This is a genomic window from Vibrio sp. D420a (assembly GCF_030248625.1).
Lineage (GTDB): Bacteria > Pseudomonadota > Gammaproteobacteria > Enterobacterales > Vibrionaceae > Vibrio > Vibrio fortis_A.
This window is the reverse complement of record NZ_JAHGAN010000094.1, coordinates 1-1,552: the sequence shown is the minus strand read 5'-3', so window position 1 is coordinate 1,552 and position 1,552 is coordinate 1. Positions and strand designations below refer to the sequence as shown.

Genomic DNA, 1,552 nt, shown 5'->3' with positions numbered 1-1,552 from the left:
ACACGTACGTGTTGGCCTGGAAGAAGCTGTTGGTTCGGGTTATCCGCGATAGCACGCATCGCGATCGTACCTGTGTTTAGGTTGATACGGTTGCCTAAGAAATCCAACTTACCTAGGTGCTCAAACGCTTCACCGTTCTCTAAAACAATTTGTACTTCAACGCGGTCTTTATCGCTGCTGCCATCGCCTTCAATGCGATCCATACCTAGCGCTAAGCGCTCACGTTCACTGATGCTAAATGCGGCATGAACTGGGTCTAGACTTACCAATGTGGTTAATACACCAGAAGATGGAGAAACAAGGTCACCGGTGCTCACTTTGCTATCGCTAATACGGCCTGCAAACGGCGCTTCGATGCGAGTGTGAGAAAGTTGAACGTTAGCTGAGTTTAGCTGAGCTTGGTTCGCTTCAAGTTGTGCCTGAGCGCCTAACAGGGCAGCAGTAAGAGCATCGAATTCCGATTGAGAGATACTGCCTTTAGGAAGTAGGTTTTTACCACGATTGAAATCTAATTCGGCCTTTTTAAGGTTGGCATTCGCTTGCGCTACCGAGGCTTTTGCACTCGCCACTTGTGCTTCAAAAGAAGAGGGCTCGATGGTGTAAAGCAACTGACCTTTCTCAACCATTTGTCCTTCTTTGAAATGACGGTTTTGAAGGTAGCCCGATACCTGAGCCGTAATCGCTGTATCTTCTACAGCTTCAATACGACCAATATAAGACTTGCTTTGTTGGTGAGGAATAACATTAACATCCTGTACTGCTACGAGAGGTAAAGGCGCTTGTTGGGCGTTTTGGGCATCTTGCCCACAGCCGACAAGGATCATAGAGCTGGCCAGAGCGGTCAGGAGTAGCTTTTTACGCATTGGTATACCGTCGCTAGTTAAAAATAGAACAGTATAAAAATCTACGTAACACAATTGCGACGATTGTCCGAGGAATATCAATTATTACCAGTCAAAATGTTTCAACTTGTAAATAGCAACTTGATGCACATAAATAGCTTACAATTGCGCTACATTTTTCCTGAAAATCTTAGGCTTAGGCTTTTAGTCTGACAGGATATTGTCTAACATGATGACTCTTCATATCTAAAATTTGTCTTATACATCGTTAAGGTAATGTACATGATTTCAAAATGGGCTAAGCGTTTTTACCAAATGGCAGAGTTGGTCGGCTCATGGAGCAAGGACCCTTCAACTCAAGTAGGTGCCGTAATTACCAAACATAACCGCATTGTCTCTGTTGGCTTTAATGGATACCCACATGGTGTATCAGATAGTGCCGACACCGATGAACGCGAGATGAAATATCTGAAGACACTGCACGCAGAAGAGAACGCAATTCTGTTCGCTAAGCGAGATCTGGATGGTTGTGAAATCTGGGTAACTCACTTCCCATGTCCAAACTGCGCTGCAAAGATCATTCAAACGGGTATCTCTGCGGTTCACTGTCCAGCACAAAGTGAAGACTTTTTGTCACGTTGGGGCGACAAAATCAAAGTCAGCCAAGACATGTTTGAGCAAGCTGGCGTGCAGGTTGATTGGTTACCAGT

Annotated in this window: 2 protein-coding genes; one reads left to right on the top strand and one right to left on the bottom strand. The window is 45.0% G+C overall.

Going from position 1 to position 1,552, the window contains the following annotated elements; genetic code table 11:
- The coding region (locus KI743_RS24460) for an efflux RND transporter periplasmic adaptor subunit (protein ID WP_285468588.1) at positions 1–863 on the bottom strand (863 nt) is incomplete at its 3' end.
- Positions 864–1,124: 261 nt separating this feature from the next.
- Between KI743_RS24460 and KI743_RS24455 the strand changes: the two genes are divergently transcribed.
- Positions 1,125–1,552 (top strand): dCMP deaminase family protein (locus tag KI743_RS24455; RefSeq protein ID WP_285468587.1); only part of this gene is annotated, 428 nt, incomplete at its 3' end.